Source organism: Mesorhizobium australafricanum (assembly GCF_033977265.1).
Lineage (GTDB): Bacteria > Pseudomonadota > Alphaproteobacteria > Rhizobiales > Rhizobiaceae > Mesorhizobium > Mesorhizobium australafricanum.
Map to the genome: position 1 here is coordinate 21,305 of NZ_JAVIIT010000007.1, position 16,147 is coordinate 37,451.

Annotated in this window: 19 protein-coding genes; 14 read left to right on the forward strand and 5 right to left on the reverse strand. The window is 63.4% G+C overall.

Annotated features, from left to right (window positions below; genetic code table 11):
- Window positions 1-168: 168 nt before the first annotated feature.
- The 4 genes from RFM98_RS15090 to RFM98_RS15105 all read left to right on the forward strand — a co-directional run bounded on the left by RFM98_RS15090 (window position 169) and on the right by RFM98_RS15105 (window position 3,004).
- The gene (locus RFM98_RS15090; RefSeq protein WP_320309614.1) at window positions 169-870 is read left to right on the forward strand and encodes a hypothetical protein; all 702 of its coding nucleotides are present in this window, start codon (window positions 169-171) and stop codon (window positions 868-870) included.
- 75 nt (window positions 871-945) lie between these two features.
- A complete protein-coding gene (locus tag RFM98_RS15095; protein WP_320309615.1) occupies window positions 946-1,272 on the forward strand; it encodes a hypothetical protein in 327 nt (108 codons plus the stop codon).
- Window positions 1,273-1,475: 203 nt separating this feature from the next.
- A complete protein-coding gene (locus RFM98_RS15100) occupies window positions 1,476-2,465 on the forward strand; it encodes a BMP family lipoprotein (RefSeq protein ID WP_320309616.1) in 990 nt (329 codons plus the stop codon).
- 83 nt (window positions 2,466-2,548) lie between these two features.
- Window positions 2,549-3,004 carry a GNAT family N-acetyltransferase gene (locus RFM98_RS15105; RefSeq protein ID WP_320309617.1) on the forward strand — a complete coding sequence of 152 codons (456 nt, stop codon included), beginning with the start codon at window positions 2,549-2,551 and terminating at the stop codon, window positions 3,002-3,004.
- Here RFM98_RS15105 and RFM98_RS15110 read toward each other — a convergent pair.
- Both RFM98_RS15110 and RFM98_RS15115 read right to left on the reverse strand, forming a co-directional pair.
- Entirely contained in the window at window positions 2,999-3,352 is a 354-nt protein-coding gene (locus RFM98_RS15110) for a hypothetical protein (protein WP_320309618.1), read from the reverse strand. The two genes, RFM98_RS15105 and RFM98_RS15110, sit on opposite strands and share 6 nt — an antisense overlap.
- 74 nt (window positions 3,353-3,426) lie before the next feature.
- Window positions 3,427-3,636, reverse strand: a complete 210-nt coding sequence (locus tag RFM98_RS15115; RefSeq protein ID WP_320214763.1) for a SlyX family protein — start codon at window positions 3,634-3,636, stop codon at window positions 3,427-3,429.
- A 295-nt stretch (window positions 3,637-3,931) separates the two neighbouring features.
- On the opposite strand from RFM98_RS15115, the gene RFM98_RS15120 reads away from it, so the two are divergent.
- From RFM98_RS15120 to deoA, 6 genes are all read left to right on the forward strand, one after another.
- A complete protein-coding gene (locus RFM98_RS15120; RefSeq protein ID WP_320309619.1) occupies window positions 3,932-5,464 on the forward strand; it encodes an ABC transporter ATP-binding protein in 1,533 nt (510 codons plus the stop codon).
- Window positions 5,461-6,600: an ABC transporter permease gene (locus RFM98_RS15125; RefSeq protein WP_320309620.1), complete on the forward strand. Its 1,140-nt coding sequence runs from the start codon at window positions 5,461-5,463 to the stop codon at window positions 6,598-6,600. Before RFM98_RS15120 ends, RFM98_RS15125 begins: the two co-directional genes overlap by 4 nt.
- A 1-nt stretch (window position 6,601) precedes the next feature.
- Window positions 6,602-7,573 (forward strand): ABC transporter permease, encoded by a 972-nt coding sequence (locus tag RFM98_RS15130; protein WP_320309621.1) that lies wholly within the window; start codon window positions 6,602-6,604, stop codon window positions 7,571-7,573.
- Window positions 7,574-7,634: 61 nt separating this feature from the next.
- Complete coding sequence (gene cdd, locus RFM98_RS15135) at window positions 7,635-8,027, forward strand: cytidine deaminase (RefSeq protein WP_320309875.1); 393 nt, start codon at window positions 7,635-7,637, stop codon at window positions 8,025-8,027.
- A 13-nt stretch (window positions 8,028-8,040) separates the two neighbouring features.
- Window positions 8,041-8,844, forward strand: a complete 804-nt coding sequence (locus RFM98_RS15140; RefSeq protein ID WP_320309622.1) for a purine-nucleoside phosphorylase — start codon at window positions 8,041-8,043, stop codon at window positions 8,842-8,844.
- A complete protein-coding gene (gene deoA, locus RFM98_RS15145) occupies window positions 8,844-10,160 on the forward strand; it encodes a thymidine phosphorylase (RefSeq protein ID WP_320309623.1) in 1,317 nt (438 codons plus the stop codon). Before RFM98_RS15140 ends, deoA begins: the two co-directional genes overlap by 1 nt.
- 132 nt (window positions 10,161-10,292) lie before the next feature.
- On the opposite strand, the gene RFM98_RS15150 is transcribed toward deoA, so the two are convergent.
- The 3 genes from RFM98_RS15150 to RFM98_RS15160 form a co-directional block, all read right to left on the reverse strand.
- A complete protein-coding gene (locus RFM98_RS15150; RefSeq protein WP_320309624.1) occupies window positions 10,293-10,859 on the reverse strand; it encodes a TIGR02281 family clan AA aspartic protease in 567 nt (188 codons plus the stop codon).
- A 204-nt stretch (window positions 10,860-11,063) separates the two neighbouring features.
- Entirely contained in the window at window positions 11,064-11,693 is a 630-nt protein-coding gene (upp, locus tag RFM98_RS15155) for a uracil phosphoribosyltransferase (protein WP_027165262.1), read from the reverse strand.
- Between the two features lie 163 nt (window positions 11,694-11,856).
- The gene (locus RFM98_RS15160) at window positions 11,857-12,831 is read right to left on the reverse strand and encodes an adenosine deaminase (protein ID WP_320309625.1); all 975 of its coding nucleotides are present in this window, start codon (window positions 12,829-12,831) and stop codon (window positions 11,857-11,859) included.
- Window positions 12,832-12,999: 168 nt separating this feature from the next.
- On the opposite strand from RFM98_RS15160, the gene ubiE reads away from it, so the two are divergent.
- The 4 genes from ubiE (at window position 13,000) to RFM98_RS15180 (ending at window position 16,135) form a co-directional block, all read left to right on the forward strand.
- Entirely contained in the window at window positions 13,000-13,776 is a 777-nt protein-coding gene (gene ubiE / locus RFM98_RS15165) for a bifunctional demethylmenaquinone methyltransferase/2-methoxy-6-polyprenyl-1,4-benzoquinol methylase UbiE (protein WP_320309626.1), read from the forward strand.
- A 43-nt stretch (window positions 13,777-13,819) separates the two neighbouring features.
- The gene (gene ubiB, locus RFM98_RS15170; RefSeq protein WP_320309627.1) at window positions 13,820-15,394 is read left to right on the forward strand and encodes a 2-polyprenylphenol 6-hydroxylase; all 1,575 of its coding nucleotides are present in this window, start codon (window positions 13,820-13,822) and stop codon (window positions 15,392-15,394) included.
- Window positions 15,395-15,470: 76 nt separating this feature from the next.
- Complete coding sequence (locus RFM98_RS15175) at window positions 15,471-15,731, forward strand: FitA-like ribbon-helix-helix domain-containing protein (protein WP_320309628.1); 261 nt, start codon at window positions 15,471-15,473, stop codon at window positions 15,729-15,731.
- Entirely contained in the window at window positions 15,728-16,135 is a 408-nt protein-coding gene (locus RFM98_RS15180; RefSeq protein ID WP_320309629.1) for a type II toxin-antitoxin system VapC family toxin, read from the forward strand. Before RFM98_RS15175 ends, RFM98_RS15180 begins: the two co-directional genes overlap by 4 nt.
- Window positions 16,136-16,147 lie beyond the last annotated feature (12 nt).

Genomic DNA, 16,147 nt, shown 5'->3' on the forward strand with positions numbered 1-16,147 from the left:
CTTCGGCTCCGCCCGGCTGTCGACTGCCGTAAATCTTTGTTTTCATGCAATCCCGGTTGGAACGGTTGCGAGCTTTCCCTGGAATTGACGGTTCAGTTTTTGCAATTCCTGACGGAAAGCCGCTACGCGCTTTCCTGGAATTGCTTGGGCAAGGGGCATCGTCCTGGCATGGCGTCGATCGACCAGCAACCCGCGGGGCGGCCGGATAGCGGGCTTTCCTTCGTCCCGGTGGCGTGGCTCGTCATCGTCATGGGCCTGTCGGCATATGGCCTGATCTCGAACTGGCGGCTGATCGGCGATTTCAGCCTGCCCGATAACGTCTTCTTCCTGATCTATGGCGGCCTGACCGGCGGCGTCATCATCATTCTGTGGGGGCTATACCTGCTTGGTCTTGCCTTCAACCGGTCCGTCCGCTTCCCGCGCCATTACACGGTCTGGCAAATCGCCATCATCATCTGGCTCCTCGTGCGCCAGGCCTATGTGTTGCTCATGTCCGACTTCGTCTTCTCGGCCGAGGGGCTGGGTTTCACCATCGCCGAGATCGCCATCGGCCTGCTCTGTATCTATCTCCTGCGTCGCGGCGCCGGCGCCGAGACGGTTTACGCCAATCCGGAGACCGAACGGCCGCCGGTCTTCGTCTCGATCCTTGCCGCGCTGCTCGGCATCATCCTTGGCGGCGCGATCGGCGCCTGCGCCGGATTCTTCGCCGGCTCGCTGATCGCGGATCTGACCCATATGAGCTGCTTCGAGGGCGCCTGCGGATTTTTCGCGGCTTTCGTCGGCCTGGGAGGCCTGGTCGTCGGCGCGATCGCCGGCGGCATTTTCGCCATCTGGCGGGTCAACCGGCGCAGACCTGCGCGGACCGGTTAATTTCATCGGTCGCGATTGCGCGGGAACTATGCACACTCTATGTCGATTGCGGGAGCTTTCCCGGGGAGAGCGACGATGTTGCGTTTCATCTTTCGGCTGGCAGCCATGGTTGCGCTGTCGATTTCCGTTGTCATGGCGGTGACCGACACGACACGCTCGGTCGCCGCCTCGTCGCTGGTGATGACGCCGCTCAACGCAAGCTGGCTGGCGGTCTCGCCGGATACCCGCGCAGCCTTCGAGACCTTCGTGCGCGCCAAGGCAAGCCCTCTGGTCTGGGACGGCGCCGTCGCCTGGGTGCTTGCGCAACCCGGTTTTGCTGTGTTCGCGGTGCTTGCCTTCCTGCTCTACGCCGTCGGCTACCGGCGCAAGCGACGCGGCGCGGAATTCGCTCCAAGTCCCTGAAGCAGCCGGGCAGAGAGGGGCCGGACTGCCAGTAACCGCTTTTTCCAACAGGTCAAAATTCCACGTGAATTTTGTTTCGCGCCGTGCCAGATTGACCGCGAGCGGGAGGGGCAAACACTTCCTGCCTGGCGTCGCAAGCCCGCCGGAGAACCGGGCAGGCAGGCGACGCAAAACGGAAAAATAACCGACAGGGTGTGGATCACATGAAACGTATCGTTCTCGGCCTTCTGGCCGCAACCGCAATGGTTCTTCCGGCTTTCGCCGCGGATGTGCAACCGGCCATCCTTTATGATCTGGGCGGCAAGTTCGACAAATCCTTCAACGAGGCTGCCTATCACGGCGCCGAGAAATTCAAGACCGAAACCGGCGTGGGTTACGTCGAATTCGAAGTCTCCAACGCCTCGCAGCGCGAACAGGCGCTGCGCCGCTTCGCCGAGGACGGCCGCAATCCGATCGTCATGGCGGGCTTTGCCTGGGAGGATGCGCTGAAGAAGGTCGCGGCCGAGTATACCGACCTCAACTTCGCCATCATCGACGATGCCGTCGACCTGCCCAATGTCCGCTCGCTGGTATTCAAGGAGAACGAAGGCTCCTACCTCGTCGGCATCATGGCGGCGATGGCCTCGAAATCGAAGAAGGTGAGCTTCGTTGGCGGCATGGACATCCCGCTGATCCGCAAGTTCGAGTGCGGCTATGTCGGCGGCGCCAAGTCGGCAGGCGCTACGGACGTCATCCAGAACATGACCGGTGACACGCCGGCCGCCTGGAACGACCCGGCCAAGGGCGGCGAGATCGCCAAGACGCAGATCGACCAGGGCTCCGACGTGGTCTACGCGGCCGCCGGCGGCACCGGCGTCGGCGTGCTGCAGGCTGCCGCGGATGCCGGCAAGCTCGGCATCGGCGTCGATTCCAACCAGAACGGCCTGCAGCCCGGCAAGGTGCTGACCTCGATGATGAAACGCGTCGACGTCGCCGTCTACAACGCCTTCATGGACGGCAAGAATGGCACCTTCAAGGGCGGCGTCCAGAATCTGGGCCTCAAGGAAGGCGGCGTCGACTACGCAATGGACGACAACAACAAGGCGCTGGTGACCGACGACATGAAGGCGGCCGTCGAAAAGGCCAAGGCCGACATCATCTCCGGCAAGGTCCAGGTGCACGACTACACTACCGACAATGCCTGCCCCTATTGATCGGGCTTGCCGCTATTGATCGGCAGCTGAAGCAAAGTTTGAACCGCCGGGCCAACGCCCGGCGGTTTTGTTTTGGAGACGGGATGCGGCCGACAATCGAAGCCATGGCCGAAGGCGACATCGAGGTGATCGCGCGGCTTCGCCTAGAGGCCTTCTTCGAAGGCACTGGCCGGACACTCGACGAAGACATGGCCGGGCTTCGCGAACTGGTTGCCGGCGATGGATTTGAGGCAGCCTTCGTCGCCCGCGACCGTGGCCAGCCGATCGGGAGCTGCCTTCTCGTCCGCAAGGAAATCAATTCGCCGCACAGTCTGACGCCATGGCTGGCCGGGCTGATCGTCGAGCAAGCACATCGCGGCGGCGGTGTCGGCTCGGCGCTGGTCAGAACCGTCGAAGCCCAAGCCGTCTCGGCTGGTGTCGGCACACTCTACCTCTACACATGGCAAGCGCGCGGGTTCTACGAGGCGCTTGGCTGGTCGGCAGTCGAGACTTTCGAGCAGGACGGCGGGCCGATGCTTCTGATGTCGCGTGACCTATAGCGTGCCGGCGATATAGCCGAGCGCAAACGCGGCCAGCAGGGCAAGCGCGATGACAAAACCAAGCCTGCCGCCGAGCGAATGCAGGCCGAGGCCATAGGGCCTGCGCTCGAGCCGGTGGATCATCAACGGCGGCGGTTCGGCCTCGGGGGCGGCAATGCCGGCAAGGCGCGTCTGCATCTGCGGTAATTCGGCAAGGCGTTGCGTGATCAACCCCCAGCGATTGTCGTGTCCTTCGGGCGCCGCGGGATCAAGGGCGCGCAAGCGCTCGGCGAGCCGCAGCACCGTGTCGCGAAAGGCGGGATCGATCTCGAGGTCGCGCTCGGCGCGGGCGCGTTCCCTGTCGTTCATCAGGCCGAAGACATAATTGCCGGCCCTGGCGACACGGTCGCTTCACTGGACATGGCTATCGTCTCCCATGCTCCTCACCAGTGCGGCGGCTTGGTCACCGGCACGTCGGGGGCGGCCTGCTCCTCCAATTCCAGGAACCGGTCGGTGAGCGCTGCGAGCTTACGCTCCATGCGCTCGATCACCTTCCACTGCTCGGCGATCTGGCCGGACAGCTCCTCTATGGTCTTTTCCTGCTCGGCGGCGCGGATTTCCAGCGTCGTCAACCGGTCGGCGGGCGTATTCATCCGAGTGCTCGCTCCCAGCGCCATGATGCGAATTGCAGCTTCGCCATATTAATGCATGTCGCCCAAAAATGCGCAGCGGTTTTGGGCCAATGACATGCATAAAACAACAACCTAAAGCGCGTCGCATGAGACCTTCGGATGCGACGCGCTTTAGCGAATGTGAAGCTCCCGGCCACGTTCGAAATTGACAAGCGTGCGGGGATTTGTCGAGAGTGAACGGCCGATTGGCATAAGCGGGGCATCATGCTAGGCATTTTGACCAAGCGATAAAAAAATAACAGTGGGAACAGGCTGCATGGCGCAAGCCGCAATCGAGCTCATAGGCATCAACAAGAGCTTTGGCGCCGTGCGCGCCAACCGTGACATCAACCTGGAAGTTGCCCGCGGCACTATCCATGGCATTGTCGGCGAGAATGGCGCCGGCAAGTCGACGCTGATGTCGATTCTCTACGGCTTCTACCAGGCCGACAGCGGCGAAATCCGCGTCGGCGGCAAGCCGGTTACCATCCACACTTCCAATGATGCCATCGCGCTCGGGATCGGCATGGTGCACCAGCACTTCATGCTGGTCGACAATTTCACGGTGCTGGAGAACATCATCCTCGGCGCCGAAAGCGATGCGCTGCTGAAGAGCAGCATCGCCAAGGCGCGCTCGGAGCTCGACCGGCTGGAGCGCGAATACGGCCTCGAGGTCGAACCCGATGCCATCATCGAGGAACTGGCGGTTGGCCTGCAGCAGCGCGTCGAAATCCTCAAGGCGCTCTATCGCGGCGCCGAGATACTGATCCTCGACGAGCCGACGGGCGTGCTGACGCCGGCCGAGGCCGATCATCTCTTCCGCATCCTCAAGCAACTGAAGGACCAGGGAAAAACGATTGTCCTGATCACGCACAAGCTGCGCGAGATCATGGCCATCACCGATACGGTGTCGGTGATGCGCCAAGGCACGATGGTGGCCACCAGGACGACAAAGGAAACCACGGTCGGCGAATTGGCCGAACTGATGGTCGGCCGGCGCGTGCTTCTGCGGGTCGAGAAGGGCGAGTCCGAAGCCGGCGCGATAAAACTCTCGGTCAAGAACCTGACGGTCAAGGATTCCCGCGGCGTCACCATGGTCGACAACGTCTCCTTCGACGTGCGCAGCGGTGAGATCGTCGGTATCGCCGGCGTTGCCGGTAATGGCCAGTCCGAGCTGCTGGAGGCGATCTCCGGCATCAGGCACGCGGTTTCCGGCGAGGTGATGCTCGAAGGCAAGCCGGTCGATCTCACCGGCAAGGCCGATCCCGGCGAATTGCGCGACCGCGGACTTGCCCATGTGCCCGAGGATCGCCACCATGTCGGGCTGGTGCTCGCCTTCGAGGAGAACGAGAATTCGATCCTCGGCTATCACGACGACGAGCGCTACCTGAAGGGGCCGTTCCTCAACGTCGATGCCATCATGGCCGACGCGAAGGACAAGATCGAGAAATACGACATCCGCCCCGGCAATCCGCGCCTCAAGACCGCCAATTTCTCCGGCGGCAACCAGCAGAAGATCGTGCTGGCGCGGGAAATGGAACAAGACCCCGGCGTGCTGATCGTCGGCCAGCCGACGCGCGGCGTCGATGTCGGCGCCATCGAATTCATCCACAAGCGGCTGATCGCCATGCGCGACCAGGGCAAGGCCGTGCTGGTGGTATCGGTCGAGCTCGACGAGATCCGCTCGCTGTCCGATCGCATCCTGGTGATGTTTGCCGGCCGTGTCGTCGGCGAGCGCAGCCCGGACGCGACCGAAGGCGAGCTCGGCCTCCTGATGGCCGGCGTCGAGCACCAGGAGGCCGCGCAATGAGCACGCCCTATGCCAAGCTGCCGGCCTGGGCCGATTATGGACTGATCCCGCTGATCAACCTGTCGGTTGCCTTCATCGTCGCCGGCTTCGTCGTCATGCTGGTCGGGGAAAACCCGTTCCGCGCCGCCGTCATCCTGGTCGAGGGCGCCTTCGGCAAGGGCACGGGCATCGCCTTCACCCTGTTCTATGCCACGACCTTCATCTTCACCGGGCTGTCGGTGGCGGTGGCGGCGCATTGCAGCCTGTTCAACATCGGCACCGAGGGCCAGGCCTATATAGGCGGCCTCGGCATCGCGCTCGTTTGCCTGAGCTTCGACAGCGTGCTGCCCTGGTGGGCGATCTTTCCAATCGCGATCGTCGCCGCGGCGGCGTTCGGCGCGCTTTGGGGCCTGATCCCGGCCTATCTGCAGGCCAAGCGCGGCTCGCACATCGTCATCACCACCATCATGTTCAACTTCATCGCCGCCTCGGTGATGGTCTATCTGCTGGTCGGTCCGCTGAAGCCGGCCGGGTCGCAGGCGCCGCAGACGCGCAATTTCCTCGCCGGCGCGGAACTGCCGAAGCTCAACTGGGTGATCGAATTGTTCGGCGCCAAGATCCGCTCGGCGCCGCTCAACATCTGCTTCCTGCTGGCGCTGGTCATGGCCTTCCTGGTCTGGCTTTTGATCTGGCGCACCAGGCTTGGTTACGAAATGCGCACCTACGGCCACAGCCCGAAGGCGGCGCGTTACGCCGGCATTTCGGAAACCCGCATCATCATCACCGCGATGATGATCTCAGGAGCATTGGCCGGCATGATGGCGCTCAACCCGGTGATGGGCGACCAGCACAATGTAGCGATCGATTTCGTTTCCGGCGCCGGCTATGTCGGCATCGCGGTCGCGCTGATGGGCAGGCTGCATCCGATCGGCATCGTGCTGGCGGCGATCCTGTTCGGCATGCTCTACCAGGGCGGCGCCGAACTTGCCTTCGAGATGCCGGCAATCAGCCGCGACATGATCGTCATCATCCAAGGCCTGGTCATTCTCTTCGCCGGCGCGCTGGAGCATATGTTCAGGCCATACATCCAGACGCTTTTCGCCTCGTTCAGCCCGAAGTCGGTCGGCATGCAGGCGGTCAAGGGGACGGGGGCCTGAGATGGACATTTTCTACGCAATCATCCAGGTGCTGGATTCGACCATCCGCCTTTCGGTGCCGTTGCTGCTCGCCTGCCTGGCGGGCCTTTATTCGGAGCGGGCCGGCATCTTCGACATCGGGCTGGAAGGCAAGATGCTGGTCGGCGCCTTTGCCGGTGCTTCCGCGGCCGCCGTCTTCCATTCGGCGCTGATCGGCCTCGGCACGGCGATCCTGATCTCGGTCGCGTTCGCCCTGGTGCATGGCTTTGCCTCGATCACCCATCGCGGCAACCAGATCGTGTCCGGCGTGGCGATCAATTTCGTCGCCGCCGGATCGACCATCATCCTTGGCCAGGCCTGGTTCAGCCAAGGCGGGCGCACGCCGGCGCTGCAGCCTGGCGAGCGGTTCGAGGCGATCACCTGGCCCGGCGCCGACGCGATAAAAGATGTGCCGATCATCGGCCCGATCTACGCCGAGCTGATTTCCGGCCACTCGATCCTGGTCTATTTCGCCTTCGCCATGGTGCCGTTCACCTGGTGGGTGCTGTTTCGCACCCGCTTCGGGCTCAGGATGCGCGCCGTCGGCGAAAATCCGGCCGCCGTCGACACCGCCGGCATCTCGGTCGCCTGGCTGCGCTATCGCGCGCTCATATGCACCGGCATCCTCACCGGCGTTGCCGGAGCGTACCTCTCCATGGTCCAGAATGGCGGCTTCGTGAAGGACATGACCGCCGGCAAGGGCTATATCGCGCTGGCCGCGCTGATCTTCGCCAAGTGGAAGCCCGTCAACGCCATGTTCGCCTGCCTTCTGTTCGGCTTCCTCGATGCGGCGGCGATCCGCCTGCAGGGCTCGCCGCTGCCGGTCATCGGCAAGGTGCCGGTGCAATTCATGCAGGCGCTGCCCTATGTGCTGACCGTCATCCTGCTCGCGGGCTTCATCGGCAAGGCTATTCCGCCGCGCGCCGGCGGCGTGCCTTACGTGAAGGAACGCTAAGGCGGGATTTTCGTCTAGCGGCGACCGGCATTTGAACAAGATCGTGGGAGAGAAGAACCGGATGTCGCATGATCTGTTCGAAGCGGCGAAGACGGCGATGGCCAAGGCCTATGCGCCCTATTCGAAGTTTCCGGTGGGTGCCGCGTTGCGCACCGAGGACGGGCGCGTCTTCACCGGCGCCAACATCGAGGTGGCGTCCTATCCCGAAGGCTGGTGCGCCGAGACGACGGCGCTCGGCCACTACATCATGGGCGGCGGCGGCAAGATCGTGGAGATCGCGGTGATTGCCGAACACATGGCCAAATGCTCGCCTTGCGGCGGCTGCCGGCAGCGGCTGGCGGAATTCTGCCGGCCGGATACAAAGCTCTATCTTTGCGACGACACCGGCGTGGCCGAAACCGTGACCGTGGGCGACATGCTGCCTTACGGCTTCAGAGGCGACATCTTGAAATGAAGAGCGGGCTGAAATGAAGGAAGCGCTGGATCATCTGGTCGAGAAGCTGGACGGGTTGGCGCCGACTGCGGCGCTCGTGCTGGGTTCGGGCCTTGGCGGGCTGGTCGACCAGGTCAAGGATGCCAGGCGCATCTCCTATGCCGAGCTGCCCGGCTTTCCGCGAAGCGGCGTCAGTGGCCACGCCGGCGAGGTGGTTGCCGGACATTTTGCCGGCACGCCGGTGCTGATGCTGTCCGGCCGCGCGCATTATTACGAGCATGGCAATGCCGCTGCGATGCGTCCGGCGCTCGAGGTGCTTGCCGGCATCGGCATTTCGCACCTGATCCTCACCAATGCCGCCGGCTCGGTCGATCCGCAAATGGGGCCGGGCTCGGTGATGCTGATCACCGACCACATCAATTTCTCCGGCTCCAACCCGCTGATCGGCGAGCCGAGCGACCGCCGCTTCGTCGGTCTCACCGAGGCATACGATGCCGGCTTGCGCGGCGCGATCGAGAAGGCGGCGAAAGCGACCGGCACGGCGTTGCATCAGGGCGTCTATATGTGGTTCTCCGGACCATGCTTCGAGACGCCGGCCGAGATCCGCATGGCGCGCGTCATGGGAGCGACGGCGGTCGGCATGTCGACGGTGCCGGAAGTCATCCTCGCGCGCTTCCTCGGGCTCAAGGTCGCCGCCTGCTCGGTCATCACCAACCTGGCGGCCGGCATGACCGGAGCGGAGCTCTCGCATCAGGAAACCAAGGACATGGCGCCGGTCGGCGGCGCGCGGCTGGCGACGGTCCTGCGGCGCGTCTTTCAGGACGGCTTACCCGACTGATGCTGCCGCAGGAGATCATCCGCCGCAAGCGCGACGGCCACAGGCTCTCGACCGACGAGATCGCGGCTTTCGTCAAAGGGCTGATGGCGGGCGCCATCTCCGAGAGCCAGGTCGGCGCTTTCGCGATGGCCGTGTTCCTCAACGGCATGAACCGCGAGGAAGCAGTGGCGCTGACGATCGCCATGCGCGATTCCGGCGATGTGCTCGACTGGTCAGACCTGCCAGGCCCGGTCACCGACAAGCATTCGACGGGCGGCGTCGGCGACAATGTCTCGCTGATGCTGGCGCCGATCGTCGCCGCCTGCGGCGCCTGTGTGCCGATGATCTCGGGCCGCGGCCTCGGCCACACCGGCGGCACGCTGGACAAGATGGATGCCATTCCCGGCTATGCCAGCCAGCCGGACGTGGCGCTTTTTCGCAAGACGGTGCTCGAAACGGGCTGCGCCATCATCGGCCAGACCGCCGATCTGGCGCCGGCCGATCGCAGGCTCTACGCGATCCGCGACGTGACCGGGACGGTCGAATCGATACCGCTGATCACCGCCTCGATCCTGTCGAAGAAGCTCGCAGCGGGCTTGGGCTCGCTGGTGCTCGACGTCAAGGTCGGCAACGGCGCCTTCATGGAAAAGTCGCGCGATGCGGTCGGCCTGGCGAACAGCCTGGTCGAGGTCGCCAATGGCGCCGGCTTGAGCGCGTCCGCGCTGGTGACCGGCATGAACGAGCCGCTGGCTTCGGCCGCCGGCAACGCGGTCGAAGTGAAGAATGCCGTCGATTTCCTCACCGGCCGCTATCGCGACCGTCGGCTGGAGGATGTGACGCTGGCGCTGGCCGCCGAGATGCTGCAGTCGGCGGGGATCGTCTCGTCCAACCAGGACGGTATCAGGCGCGCCACCGAAGCGCTTGCCGGCGGCCGGGCGGCCGCCGTCTTCGCGCGGATGGTGTCCGTGCTTGGCGGCCCGGGCGATTTCATCGAGAATCCGGAAAAGTATTTGCCGAAAGCGGCGGTCGAACTGGCCGTGAAAGCGGAGCAGGACGGGTTTGTGACCGGCATTGCCACGCGCGATATCGGGCTTGCCGTCGTCACGCTCGGCGGCGGGCGTTCCCATCCGGACGACAAAATCGATCACGCCGTCGGTTTGACCCGACTGTTGCCGGTCGGTGCCGAGGTGCGCGCAGGCGAGGCATTGGCGCTGGTCCATGCCCGCACCGACGCGCAAGCCGAAGCGACAGCGGTTGCCGTGCGTGCCGCCTACACGCTCGGCGCGTCGAAGCCGCCCGCTGAGAAGACCGTGCTCAGGCGAATATTGCCGCGTTAGAGCTGTTCATCGTTTCGAGGAAACGGTGAACTGCTCTATCTTTTGCTTTTGACGCAATTCCGGACGGAAGGCTACGGCGAAGGCGCCGAGCCTAACCGCTGCACACTTCTCCTGGAATTGCTTATGTGGACGCTACTGAACGAGCAGCAGCGCGCCGTCCTGGACCTGGTATTTCTGCAACCGCTGCAGGAAGCTCATGCCGATCAGATTGACCTGCAGCGCCCTGTCGTCGAGCACCATCGCCTGGACGTTGTCGATCGCGATCTTGCCGATCTGCAGGTGATCGACCGTCACCACGGCGGCCTTGATCGTGCCGTTGGCGGTGTTCACCTGACGATTGAAATCGGACGGATTGAGCGAGATGCCGATCCTGCGCGCGGTCGAGGTGTTGATGGCGACCAGCGTCGCGCCGGTGTCGATCATGCCGTCGATCTGCCGGCCGTTGAGTTTGAACTGCGATGTGAAGTGGCCGCGCCCGTCGGCATTGACCAGCACCTGGCGGCCGAGCGGCATCGGCGGCGCCGGCTTGTCCGGCACCGAAGCGAGATTGACCTGCGGCTCGGCTTTCGGCGCAGCCGGCTGCGTAGCGACAGTGGATTTCAGCAGGCCGTCCACCAGATGCGGGTTAGCCTGATAGACGATCGGAATCGAGGCCGAGGTTCCGGCAAAGATGCCCAGGATGAGAAGCTTGCGCAGCATGGATGCCCCTTAGAGCGTTTCATCGTTTCAAGGAAACGTTGAACCGCTCTATCTCTTTGTTTTGGAGCAATTCCGAACGGAAACCGCCTTACGCTTTTCCTGGAATTGCTCCTGAAGGCTGCATCCTTAGGCCGGCATGGTATTTTGAACTTTAACGTGCGCCGGAACCGCGCGGTTGTGTAAACGCGCGGTAAACGGCCGCACTCACTTTGTCCCGTACATGCGGTCGCCGGCGTCGCCGAGGCCGGGCATGATGTAGCCCTTGTCGTTCAGCTGGCGGTCGATGGAGGCGGTGAAGATCGGCACATCCGGATGCGCCTTGGTGAAGCGCTCGATGCCTTCAGGGGCGGCGAGCAGGCAGAGGAAGCGGATGTTGGTGGCGCCGCGGCCCTTCAGCTTGTCGATCGCGGCGATCGCCGAATTGGCGGTCGCCAGCATCGGATCGACGACGATCACCAGACGGTCGGCAAGATCGCTCGGAGCCTTGAAGAAATACTCGACGGCTTCCAAAGTCTCATGGTCGCGGTAGAGGCCGATATGCGCGACGCGTGCCGCCGGCACCAGGTCGAGCAGGCCTTCGAGCAGGCCGTTGCCGGCGCGCAGCACCGAGGCGAAGACCAGCTTCTTGCCTTCCAGCGTCGGCGCCTCCATCTCCTCGATCGGCGTCTCGATCATGGTCGTGGTCAGTTCGAGGTTGCGGGTCACCTCATAGCCAAGCAGGAGTGAAATCTCGCGCAGCAGCCGCCGGAAGCCGGCCGTAGAGGTCTCCTTCTTGCGCATGATGGTCAGCTTGTGCTGGACAAGGGGATGGTCGACGACGGTGACGCCCTGCATGATGTGCTCCGACTGGTTCGCAGTGGGTAGTGAATAGTCAGTAGTGAGTAGTGAATAGTGAGCCGATTTGCGAGTCCTCGCCCCGGGAAAGCGCCGGCCTTCAACCGATCTATGCGCGCTCGGCCAATCCATAACTACTGACTCCCGACTACTCCCTACTCACTCACCGCATCTTCGCATCCAACCGGCCTAGCAGCATCGCCTTGGTCCTCTTGTCCACAAAGGCCGCCTCGATGGCCGTTCTGGTGATCCCGGCGAGCGCCTTGTCGTTCATCGCAAAATGCTCGGCGGCGATATCGTATTCCCGCTTCAGCGAGGTCCAGAAATAGGGCGGGTCGTCGGAGTTGAGCGTCACCTTGCAGCCGGCGGCGCGCAGCGCCGGAAAGGGATGGTCGGCGAAGCTGTCGAACACTTTTAGAGCGATGTTGGAACCCGGGCAGCATTCCAGCACCACGCCTTCGGCGGCGATGCGGCGGACGAGGTCCGGGTTCTCGATGGCGCGAACGCCATGGCCGATGCGCGAAGGGCGGATGTGGTCGAGGGCCGCCTTGACACTTTCCCAGCCCATCAGCTCGCCGGCATGGATGGTGATGCCGAGGCCGGCTTCGCGCGCGATCTCGAAAGCGCGCACATAATCCTCGAAATCGCCGATGCGCTCATCGCCCGCGACCCCGAAACCGGTCACCAGCGGATGCCCGCAACGCGCCGCAAAGCGTGCTGCCTGCTCGATCGCCTCGACCCCGACATGGCGCACGCCGGTGACGATCATACGGCCCTCGATTCCGGTCTTGGCCTTGGCGCGGGCCATGCCTTCGCCCAGCGCATCCGTATAGGCTTTCGGCGACAGGCCGGCCTTTTTCGCATGGTCCGGCGAGGTGAAGACCTCGGAATAGATGGCGCCGTCACGAGCGAGGCTGGTCAGATAGTAGTCGGCGAGGCGCGCATAGTCCTCTTCCGTGCGAAACAGGTCGGAAGCGAAATCGTAGGCGGCGAGAAACGAGGTGAAATCGCGCCAGACGAAAGAGCCGTCGCGGATATAGGGCGATGGATCCTTGCCGTATCTGCGGGCCTGGCTGACGACAAGCTCGGGCGCCGCCGCCCCTTCGATGTGGCAGTGCAGTTCGGCCTTCAAAATCATGCGGTCATCTCGTCCGGTATGCTGCTCTCGCACAGATTCTGGCCGGAAAATCATGCAGGACCTTTCTCGACCGGGTTTTGAAAGCGCGGCCGAAAACCGCGCCCTGGACAATAGCGTCGGCACCATCGATCGGCTATGGTCCCGCCGGTTTTATGACGGATCAAAATAATGTCAGTTGAGAGAACCACGGCCGCGGGCGGCATGGAAACCTCCTATGGTTTCAGGAAGGTCGGGGAAGGCGAGAAGCAGCCCCTCGTCAACGACGTCTTCCATAAGGTGGCCAATCGATACGACCTCATGAACGATCTGATGTCGGCGGGGTTGCATCGGTTGTGGAAGGACGCGATGGTTGCTTGGCTCAACCCGCCGAAACGTCCGGGCTGGAAGGTGCTCGATGTCGCCGGCGGCACCGGCGATATCGCCTTCCGCATCGTCGAGGCCAGCCAGCGCCAAGCCCATGCCACGGTGCTCGACATCAACGGCTCCATGCTGGCCGTCGGCCGCGACCGCGCCGACAAGCAGGGCCTTGCGGCAAACACCGACTTCGTCGAGGCCAATGCCGAGGCGCTGCCTTTCGAGGACGGTAGTTTCGACGCCTATACGATCGCGTTCGGTATCCGCAACGTGCCGCGCATCGAGGTCGCGCTTGCCGAAGCCTATCGTGTGCTGAAGCGCGGCGGGCGGCTGCTATGCCTCGAATTCTCCGAGGTCGATATGCCGTTGCTCGACAAGGTCTATGAGACCTGGTCGTTCAACGCGATCCCCAAGATCGGCAAGGCGGTGACAGGCGACGGCGAGCCCTATTCCTATCTCGTCGAATCCATCCGCAAGTTTCCCAACCAGCAGAATTTCGCAGCGATGATTACCCGCGCCGGCTTTGGCCGCGTCACTTTCCGCAACTATTCGGGCGGTATCGCCGCCCTTCATTCCGGCTGGAAGCTTTGAGGCAGGACCCCTTGAAGCAGGCCCTTTTGAATAAGGCTTGGCAATGAGCAGCGTCGGCGCCGCCTTCAGGCTCGCCCGGGCCGGTTGGGTACTGGTCCGCGAGGGCGTCGTCGCGGCATTGCCGGGCGAAGAACTGTCCGGCATGCCGAAATTCGGCTGGCGCGTGGCGCGGCTTTTTACCCGCCGCCGGGCGCTGAGCTATCAGCGTGGCGACAGGCTGGCGCGGGCCGTGGTGCGGCTCGGACCTTCCTACGTCAAGCTCGGCCAGTTCCTGGCAACGCGGCCCGATGTCGTCGGCAACGACATGGCGCTCGACCTCGCGCTCTTGCAGGACAAGATGCACACCTTCCCGAAGGCGGAGGCGGTTCACGCGATCGAGGCCTCGCTCGGGCGCAGGATAGACGATCTCTATGCCAGCTTTGGAGATCCCGTTGCCGCCGCCTCGATCGCGCAGGTGCACGGCGCCGATGTGGCTTGTGAGGGAACGACGTCGCGCGTGGCAGTGAAGGTCATCCGGCCCGGCGTGCGGCGCCGCTTCTTCCAGGATCTCGAAAGCTATTTCCTCGCCGCCCACCTGCAGGAGAGATACATCCCCTCGTCACGCCGGCTACGCCCGGTCGAGGTGACCCAGACGCTGGCGCAGACCACCAAGGTCGAGATGGATCTGAGGCTCGAGGCGGCGGCGCTTTCGGAACTAGGCGAGAACACCAAGGACGATCCGGGTTTTCGCGTGCCCGCGGTCGACTGGGAACGGACCGGCCGCGACGTGCTCACCATGGAGTGGATCGACGGCATCAAGATGAACGATCTCGCCGGCCTTGCCGCCGCCGGTCACGACCTCAAGGCAATTGCCGCCAATCTCATCCAGTCGTTCCTGCGGCACACGCTGCGCGACGGCTTCTTCCACGCCGACATGCATCCGGGAAACCTGTTCGTCGAGGCGAGCGGCACCATCGTTGCCGTCGATCTCGGCATTGCCGGGCGGCTCGGCAAGAAGGAGCGGCGCTTCCTCGCCGAGATACTCTACGGCTTCATCGTGCGCGACTACCTGCGCGTCGCCGAGGTGCATTTCGAGGCGGGCTACGTGCCGCGCCAGCACAATGTCTCGGCCTTCGCGCAGGCGATCCGCGCCATCGGCGAGCCGATCCACGGCCAGTCGGCCGAGACCATCTCGATGGCGAAGCTCTTGACGCTGCTGTTCGAGGTTACGGAACTCTTCGACATGGCGACGCGGCCGGAACTGATCCTGCTGCAGAAGACCATGGTCGTCGTCGAAGGCGTTGCGCGCACGCTCGATCCGGCCTTCAACATGTGGAAGACGGCGGAGCCGGTGGTCGGCGATTGGATCGCCGGCAATCTCGGTCCGCGCGGGCTGCTCACCGATGCGCGCGACGGCGCCAAGGCGTTGTTGGCACTGGCAAGGCAGGCGCCGGACCTCGCCGTCCGCACCGACCGGCTGTCGCGCGAGATCGACCTTATGGCAGAGAAAGGCCTGCGTTTCGACGAAGCGACCGCCCGCGCCATCGGCAAAGCCGAAGCGCGCCACACCCGCTCCGGCCGGGTGGCTCTGTGGGTGATCGCGCTGACTTTGATCTACATTGCGTGGAAGTTGCTCTAGCCGCATGCAATGACTGCAATGCTAGCATTGCAGTCATTAATTGCCTTGCCTATATTGAAAGCCAAGGAGCAGCGTCATGAGCACCATCACAATCCGTAATCTAGATGACGGCGTGAAACAGGTCCTGCGCCAGCGCGCCGCGGCACGCGGTGTCTCGATGGAACAGGAGGCCCGAGATGTCTTGCGTGAGGCAACTATCCCTCAAGCCAAGCTGCGGACCGCAGGGTGGCGGCTGAAAGCTTCTCGTGACGAAATCCTGGCGCTTGGGCGGAAACCTGAACGTCCATTCGATCTCAAGGCGCTTACGGATCAAATGTGGGACGAGGGGCTTCTATGACGGTCGCGGTCGATACGTCAGCGCTAATCGCCATCATTGGAGCGGAGGCGGACGCCGGTGAGTTTATCGATGTCTTCGGTACATCGTCTGCCGCGCTGATAAGCGCTGCGACGCTCTTGGAGGCGCATTGCGTCGCCTGTCAGTCAAGCGGTGGGATCAGCGCTGCCGAGCTACAGGTCCTTGTCGACCGCCTCGAGCTTACCGTTGTTCCGTTCGATTCGACGCAGCTTGAAGCTGCACGACTTGCTTATTCCCGATATGGTCGAGGATCTCGTCATCGCGCCGCCCTGAATATGGGCGATTGTTTCGCCTACGCGCTGGCCAAGACGCGCAATCTGCCGCTGCTCTTCAAGGGTGACAACTTCATCCATACCGATATCAAGCCGGCGCTGAGGTCGGAATGACAAAGGGCAAGG